At 60.5% G+C, this 7,801-nt stretch carries 7 protein-coding genes and 1 pseudogene; 3 read left to right on the top strand and 5 right to left on the bottom strand.

The window, feature by feature from the left end; translation table 11 throughout:
- Nucleotides 1-73: 73 nt before the first annotated feature.
- Nucleotides 74-220, bottom strand: a complete 147-nt coding sequence (locus ACW9I6_RS28635) for a hypothetical protein (protein ID WP_003211914.1) — start codon at nucleotides 218-220, stop codon at nucleotides 74-76.
- 198 nt (nucleotides 221-418) lie between these two features.
- Here ACW9I6_RS28635 and tcuC point away from each other — a divergent pair, with 198 nt between their 5' ends.
- Both tcuC and ACW9I6_RS28625 read left to right on the top strand, forming a co-directional pair.
- A complete protein-coding gene (gene tcuC, locus ACW9I6_RS28630) occupies nucleotides 419-1,711 on the top strand; it encodes an MFS transporter (RefSeq protein ID WP_003211917.1) in 1,293 nt (430 codons plus the stop codon).
- A gap of 12 nt (nucleotides 1,712-1,723) precedes the next feature.
- Entirely contained in the window at nucleotides 1,724-2,482 is a 759-nt protein-coding gene (locus tag ACW9I6_RS28625) for a substrate-binding domain-containing protein (protein WP_008437882.1), read from the top strand.
- On the opposite strand, the gene ACW9I6_RS28620 is transcribed toward ACW9I6_RS28625, so the two are convergent.
- On the bottom strand, nucleotides 2,474-3,376 hold the full coding sequence (locus tag ACW9I6_RS28620) for a LysR family transcriptional regulator (protein ID WP_003211921.1): 903 nt from the start codon (nucleotides 3,374-3,376) through the stop codon (nucleotides 2,474-2,476). The two genes, ACW9I6_RS28625 and ACW9I6_RS28620, sit on opposite strands and share 9 nt — an antisense overlap.
- 665 nt (nucleotides 3,377-4,041) lie before the next feature.
- Between ACW9I6_RS28620 and ACW9I6_RS28615 the strand changes: the two genes are divergently transcribed.
- Nucleotides 4,042-4,893 (top strand): hypothetical protein, encoded by an 852-nt coding sequence (locus ACW9I6_RS28615; RefSeq protein ID WP_457340101.1) that lies wholly within the window; start codon nucleotides 4,042-4,044, stop codon nucleotides 4,891-4,893.
- Here ACW9I6_RS28615 and ACW9I6_RS28610 read toward each other — a convergent pair.
- From ACW9I6_RS28610 to ACW9I6_RS28600, 3 genes and pseudogenes are all read right to left on the bottom strand, one after another.
- Nucleotides 4,862-5,671 (bottom strand): methyl-accepting chemotaxis protein, encoded by an 810-nt coding sequence (locus tag ACW9I6_RS28610; protein WP_372865333.1) that lies wholly within the window; start codon nucleotides 5,669-5,671, stop codon nucleotides 4,862-4,864. The genes ACW9I6_RS28615 and ACW9I6_RS28610 overlap by 32 nt on opposite strands.
- A 48-nt stretch (nucleotides 5,672-5,719) precedes the next feature.
- Nucleotides 5,720-6,487, bottom strand: a pseudogene (locus tag ACW9I6_RS28605) (MCP four helix bundle domain-containing protein); the annotation flags it as partial.
- Between the two features lie 179 nt (nucleotides 6,488-6,666).
- Nucleotides 6,667-7,692: a histone deacetylase family protein gene (locus ACW9I6_RS28600; RefSeq protein WP_177022956.1), complete on the bottom strand. Its 1,026-nt coding sequence runs from the start codon at nucleotides 7,690-7,692 to the stop codon at nucleotides 6,667-6,669.
- Between the last annotated feature and the right edge of the window lie 109 nt (nucleotides 7,693-7,801).

The following is a 7,801-nucleotide window of genomic DNA, read 5'->3' as shown; positions in this document are numbered from 1 at the left end:
GGCCGCTTCGCAGCCCAGCGGGAGCAAGCTCCCTCGCCACAGCAAGCTCCCTCGCCACAATGAAATGCCTGCATCAAGGCCTGAGCGGGCGCTCCTGATCGCGCTCCGACAGCTCGGTGCCATCGTCCGGATGCTTCCAGGTCTGCGGCTTTTCTTCCTCGCGAAGCTTCCTCGCCCGCTCCTGCTCCAACTCTTCGCGCTGCTTCTGTTCGTTGCTCATACCCACCTCCCATCCGTAAGAATTGGACACACTGGGCAAGCATAGATGAGGGAGCGGTTTTGTGTGCATCCGGCAATTGATAACCACGACACATCAATACATGTAAACAACTCACTTATCATTTCCAAATGTGTCAGCCACTATCCGCGGTCTTAAGCGAAACAAGCACTTTAAAAAGAACGCTGGAGACACAAGAAAATGCAAAACCCTTCACGGCCTGACTCTGCCCGCTCCAAAGTAGGCGCGGTCTTTCGCGTCACCTCCGGCAACTTTCTCGAACAGTTCGACTTCTTTCTGTTCGGTTTCTATGCCACCTATATCGCCGCCGCCTTCTTCCCTGCCGCTAATGAATTTGCGTCATTAATGATGACCTTCGCCGTGTTCGGCGCGGGCTTTTTGATGCGTCCGCTGGGGGCTATCATCCTCGGCGCGTACATCGATGATGTGGGCCGTCGCAAAGGCTTGATCGTGACCCTGGCGATCATGGCCAGTGGCACCCTGCTGATCGTGCTGGTGCCCGGCTATCACACCATTGGTTTGTGGGCACCGCTGCTGGTGCTGATGGGTCGGCTGTTGCAAGGTTTCTCGGCCGGTGCCGAACTGGGCGGCGTGTCGGTGTACCTGGCCGAAATGGCCACCCCGGGCCGCAAGGGTTTCTATACCAGCTGGCAATCGGGTAGCCAGCAGATCTCCATCGTGGTCGCGGCCGCCCTGGGTTATGGCCTGAACCAGTGGATGGAACCGGCGGTGGTTGCCGATTGGGGCTGGCGCATTCCGTTCGCCATCGGCTGCGTGATCATCCCGTTCATCTTCGTCCTGCGCCGCAACCTGCAGGAAACCGAAGAGTTCGCCAACCGCAAGCATCGCCCGACCATGCGCGAAGTGCTGGCCACCCTGGTGAAGAACTGGACCATCGTGATCGGCGGCATGATGATGGTGGCGATGACCACCACGGCCTTCTACCTGATCACCGTGTACGCACCCACCTTCGGCAAAACCGTACTCAACCTGACCACCGCCGACGCCCTGCTGGTGACCTTGCTGGTGGCCGTGTCGAACTTCATCTGGCTGCCCATCGGCGGCACCCTCAGTGACCGTTTTGGCCGCAAGCCGGTGCTGATCGCCATGACTGCTTTGACCGTGCTGACCGCTTACCCGGCACTTTCCTACGTGGTCAATGCGCCAAGCTTCGCGCACATGCTGGAAACCCTGCTGTGGTTCTCCTTCCTCTACGGCATGTACAACGGTGCCATGATCCCGGCCCTGACCGAGATCATGCCGGTGGAAGTGCGTGTGGCGGGCTTCTCCCTGGCCTACAGCCTGGCGACCGCGATCTTCGGCGGTTTTACCCCGGCGATTTCCACCTGGTTTATCCACGAGACGGGCGACAAGGCATCGCCCGCCTACTGGCTGATGTTCGCCGCGCTGTGCGCCCTGTGCGCGACGTTCGCGCTGTATCGCCGCGCCAGCGCCCGTCTGCAAGTTGCCTGAGGAGCCGCACTGATGAACCCCATGCTGAAAACACTGGCGGCACTGGCGATCGGTTCCCTGGCGATGGTCGCCCACGCCGAAGAGCTGAAAGTCATGACCTCCGGCGGCTTCACCGCTGCCTACAAGGTGCTGGGTGCGCAATACGCCACCCAGAGCGGCGACACCCTCGACACCATCCTCGGCCCGTCGATGGGCAAGGCGCCGGAAGCGATTCCCAACCGCCTGGCCCGTGGCGAACACGCCGACGTGGTAATCATGGTCGGCTACGCATTGGATGAGCTGATCAAGCAAGGCAAGGTCGACAAGGCGTCCCGCGTTGAACTGGCGGACTCGCGCATCGGCCTGGTGGTCAAGGAAGGCGCGGCCAAGCCCTCGATTGCCACCGATGCCGAACTGAAGACGGTACTGACCAACGCCAAATCCGTCGCGTACTCGGACAGCGCCAGCGGCGTCTACGTCGAAAAGGAACTGTTCAAGAAGCTCGGCATGCCGTCCAAGGGCACCATGATCGAACGCATCCCGGTGGCCTCACAGGTGGCCAAGGGTGATTACGAAGTGGGCTTGCAACAGGTGTCCGAACTGCTGCCGATTCCAGGCGTGACCTACGTCGGAAAGATCCCTGAAGACGTGCAGTCCGTCACCCGTTTTGCCGCCGGCATTCCGGTAAATGCGCAGCACCCGGCGCAGGCGAAAAAGCTCCTGCAATTCCTCGCCTCGCCCCAGGCGCAACCGGTGGTGCAATCCACCGGCCTGGATTCGGTCTCACACTGACCGGAACGGCATCTCCCGCGTCAACCGCTCCAGTTCCAGTGCCGCCGGCGTCAACGTACGCCCGCGGCGCTTGATCAACCCCACGTTGCGCACCACCTCCGGCTCCACCAACGGCACGCTCGTCAGAATCGGATGTTCGCCGCCCGGCATCGCAATCGACGGCACCATCGCCACCCCAAGCCCCGCCTCCACCAGCCCGATCATGGTCGTCACGTGATGGGTTTCGCAGATGCTTGGTTTCTTCACCCGCACGCCGCGCAGGGCCTGGTCCAGCAGGAAGCGGTTGCCTGAGGTCTTGTCCACGGTGATGTAGTCGTACTCGTACGCCTCGGCCCACGTCACACTGGCGCGGTCCGCCAGCGGGTGCTCCCGGCGACAGGCCAGTACATAACGCTCCTGCAACAACAGCTCGAACTCCACCCCGTCTGCCAGGCTGCCGCTGAAACTCACGCCGAAATCCGCCTCGCCACTTTCCACTGCCGCACACACCTCGCCCGCACTCGCGTCCAGGACCCGCAGGCGAATCTTCGGATAGAGCTTGTGGAATTCGGAGATCACGTGGGGCATGAAGTAGTACGCGGTGGACGGCACACAGGCGATGGTGACATTGCCCATGCGGGTCGAGGCGACGTTGCTGATGCCCATCAGGGCGATGTCCAGGTCATCGAGCATGCGCTCGACTTGCGGCAGGAACGCGCGGCCGACCATGGTCAGGCTGACCCGGCGCGTGGTGCGTTCGAAGAGTTTGACGTCGAGGGCGGATTCGAGCTTCTCGATACGCCGGCTGAGGGCCGGCTGGGAGATACGGATGGCTTCGGCCGCCGCACGGAAACTGCCCTTGTCTACGACGGCGCGGAAGGCCTGGAGGTCGTTGAGGTCGAAGTTGATGATCACGGGGGCAGCCATTGGTTGAGCAGATTTGGCTGGCATTATCGTATGGAGGCTGGCGGGATGCTATTGGCGCGGGCCACAGACTCGGGATTAGCCAATAACCCTACGGAAAATATGCGGTCATACATATCAGCAGGGAATTTGCGTGGGTTGGAAACGAGACTTCTGAAAAGCGTCAATACTGACAGCTCTTAGGTACCACCTCACAGGTCTAACATGGGAAAAATAGTTGTCAGCACAACACTGCTGATTTGTCTTACTGGATGCGTAGGGATCCATCTAGCCCTTCCCGATGATAAAGATGCTCACACCAACACCCGACCACAACCTACCAAACGTGAATGGTGCGGAATGACTGTATGGGCTGTAGTTCCACTCCCACTGAAATTGCCTATGTGCAACTCGCCTCCTGCCAAATCCCCGCTGTATGCCTGCGGTCCCTTTATGTTTCTCGCACCACTCATGCATGGGTATAAAGGAAATTCTTTATGCGGGAAAATTCCTACTTAGAGCCTCTTGCAGGATGACGACGACAATCAACCGCAGCGGCAATCTTTTCCACTCACGAATACAGACTGGTAACGCAATCAATGGATGAAACAATAAAAAGGACTTCCAGCCCTGCGCCTCTCTATCGAGCGATTCGAGCGGGGTTGTGGCTCCTGGGTTTGCTCTGCCTTGCAGCTTTGGGCTTCTTCGCCTGGCAAAGCTTCTACCCGGTCAGTGCAGCCGAAGACTGGAGTGTTCATGTCGTCCACCGAGACGTAGCAAAGGCCGCATCACTGATGCCGATGCCCGACGGCTCGCTGATGGTGAGCCAGGAATTGAGCGATGGGCTTGGTAGTATCGTGCGCATATTGCCCGACGGAAAACGCGAACTGGTGGTAGGAAATCTCTCCAAGCCCGATGGCATGGTCGCCACTCAGGGCGGCTGGGTGTTCAGCCAGGAAGTGGATGGCGCGCCGGTCAGTTTCCTCAAGGACGGCGTCGTCACTGAGCTGTTCAGGGGAGACAGCGTGCAAGGGCTGTGGGACGACGGCGAGTACCTGTATGCCATCGAAGACCGCAAGGTCGGGGCGCGGATTCTGCGCTATCACTGGAGCGACAGGACCTTGAGCGTCGTGCGTGACCAACTCAGCGAAGGCGAGTCGATTGTTCGCTGCACGGATGGGCGCATGCTCTACACAGAAAAGAAGAAGGGCGTGGTGCGAGAGCTGACCATCGACGGTAGCGACCCGGTGGTACTGAGCCATTTGAACAAACCCACCTTCCTGATGTGCGATGAACGCGGGTTATGGATCAACGAGGATTCAACCCACCGTGCGCGTTTGTTGCTGATCGACAAGCACGGGCGCCAGCAGACGATCCTGTCTTTCCTGAAGGCGCCACAGTCGATTGTGCGTACGACGAAGGGAACGTACCTGGTGGCCGAAGGGGGTCGTGACCGGATCCTGGAGCTGGTGCCATCCGTGGCACGACTAGACCCGGTTACAGCTGAAACCGCGCCACCGCCTCATTGAGCGACACGGCCAAGCGCGCCAGCTCTTGGCTCGACCCGTTGATCTGCCCCGCTCCCGAAGACGAGTGCGCAGACAGGTCACGAATATTGACGATGTTGCGATCCACTTCCTTGGCCACCTGCGCCTGCTCCTCGGCGGCGCTGGCGATGACCAGGTTGCGCTGGTGAATCTGGTCGATGGAGTCGGTGATCTGGCTCAAGGCTCCACCGGCGCCTTCGGCCAGGATCAAGGTTTCGCTGGCCCGCTGGGTGCTCGATTGCATTGAGGTCAGTGCCTCGCTGGAGCCACTGCGCATCGCGGTGACCATCTGGTCGATTTCCAGGGTCGATTGCTGGGTGCGATGGGCCAGCGCACGCACTTCGTCGGCCACCACGGCAAAGCCACGCCCGGACTCACCGGCACGCGCCGCCTCGATGGCGGCGTTCAGGGCCAACAGGTTGGTCTGCTCGGCGATGGAGCGAATCACATCGAGCACCTTGCCGATGTCCCGCGATTGATCGGCGAGGTTTTGCACCAGGCTCGAGGTTTCACCGATGTTGGTACTCAACGCCTGAATCGCGCTGACCGTCTCGCCGACGCGCTGCTGGCCATCGCGGGCCGTTTCATTAGAGAGCCGGGTGGATTCGGAAGTGGAGACTGCATTACGTGCCACCTCATCGGCGGCCGAGGTCATCTCGTTGACCGCGGTGGCGGCTTGCTCGATTTCAGCGGTCTGCTTTTGCAGGCTGCGGCTGCTCTGGTCGGTGATGCCGTTGAGGTCGGTGGCCGACGCGGCCATCTGCCCGGCCGACTGGCGAATCAGCTGCAAGGTACTGCGCAGGCTGCCTTGCATGGTCTGCAACGCCACCAGCAGGCGCGTCACTTCGTCATCGCCGGTCACTTCAACGGTTTGCGTCAGGTCGCCTTGGGCGACGTTTTCTGCGGCGCGCACCGCGTGGCTGAGCGGGCCGACAATGCTACGCGTCAGCAACCAGGCCAGGGCCACGGTGCTCAACGCGGCCAGCAGCACGAAGCCGAAGACCATCGTGCGCGAGCGGCTGTACTGCAACTCGGCCGTCTGGCCCTGCAGGTTTATCTGGGCGTTGTAATAGTCGGCCAGGGCATTGAGCTGATTGCCGGAACCGTCGACCACGGTCTTCATGTCCACCAGCAGCAACTTGTTCAGCTCGGCGGTCTGCTGCTTGTCGGCGAGGATGAATGACTGAGTGAGACCTTGCTGATACTGACGCAGGGAGACCTGGAACTGATCATAAAGATTGCGTACCTCGGGGGTATCAATCACCGCATTCAGGTCGGCCAGTTTCTTCGTCAGATCCTGGCTGCGGGTGTCCATCTGGCTACGGTATTGCGAGAGGCTCGCGGGATTGGGATCAAGGGCCATGCGCAGGGAAATAGTGCGGATGCGCAGCATGATTTCGCGGATATCCGAGACCAGGCGCATTTTCGGCACCAGGCCACTTTCAACCTGCACGGCGCTTTCGCGGATGCTTGCCATGTTCGAGAGCGCAAAGAACCCCAACAGCGCCACGAGCAAGGCAATCAAGGCAAAACCGAGACCCGCACGGCGGGCGATGGACAGGCTGCGGAGCGACATGGCGATTGTTCTCATTATGGGCATACGACATCGTATGACAGAGTTTCGGCCAGTCGGGGCGGGACTTTAGGGGTGTCGACCAGAAGTTAAGAGATATAAATTATCGACGTGAAAGGCCCACGGGGCGGACGCGCCTTGAATGTATTTCCAAGGCAGTCCGGGGCGCTTTATTCAGCGGGTTACATCGACCACGCCTGCGCACTTGCAAAAAACGCCTGAGCATTACTGTCCAGCGTTTCCAGGTGATACCCGCCCTCCTGCACGATCACACACGGCAACCCCAATCCACGAATGCACTCCCCCAGCCGCGCAAATCCTTCCCGCGTCACCGCCACTTTGCTTTGCGGATCCAGCTCGTAGATATCGAACCCCAGCGACAACACCAGCACGTCCGCCGAGAAGTCCTTCACTGCCTTCAATGCCAGTTCCAGCTTTTGGAAAAACACCGCCTCACTCGCGCCATGCGCCATCGGCAGGTTGAGGTTGAAGCCTTCACCCGCAGCAGCGCCGCGCTCTTCCGCAAAGCCTGCAACCCCCGGATAGAAGTTGGTCGGGTCGCCATGAATCGACACGTACAGCACGTCATCACGCTCGTAGAAAATCTCCTGGATGCCTTGCCCATGGTGCATGTCGGTGTCGAGTACGGCGACGCGCTCGAAGCCAGCGCGCAACGCCTGCGCCGCAACCGCCGCGTTGTTGATATAGCAGAACCCACCGGCTGCATCAAAACGCGCGTGGTGGCCTGGCGGGCGGCATAGCGCGTAGGCCGCGGGTGCGCCGTCGAGGATGTCCCGGGCGGCAGCGACGGCGCTTTGGGCGGACCAATAGGCCGAGCGCCAGGTGAGTTCGCCAATCGGGCAACTGCCGTCGGCGAGGTAGCGCGCCGCCTGGGCAAGGATGCCGCGCAGGGCGTTGGGCTCGCGCACGAAGATGTTGGACATGACTTCGTCGCCCCAGTCTTCGGGGATTTCTTTCCAGCGCTGGTGGGCTTCCTGGAGGAAGGCCAGGTAGGCCGCACCGTGCACAGCCAGCAGTGGATCAAGGCCCTGGTCGTGGGGTTGCTGGATGTCGAAGCCCAGGTTTTGCGCGGCCAGCAGCAGATTGCGGGCGCGCTCCGGGACTTCCTGCGGGGTACGCATCTGGCCACGGGAGTAGTAGCTGCGAGGATGGTGCAGGAGTTGTTCGGGGTGGAAATAAGTACGCATGGGATTTCTCCTGATGGGCACACATCTGCGATTGAACACCGGACCTGTAGGAGCTGGCTTGCCTGCGATTGCGGTGGCTCAGATACAAATTTGTTGCCTGAACCACCGC

This window comes from Pseudomonas sp. SDO5522_S412 (assembly GCF_054071215.1).
The sequence above is the reverse complement of the archived record's forward strand: the minus strand, read 5'-3'. Positions and strand labels throughout refer to the sequence as shown.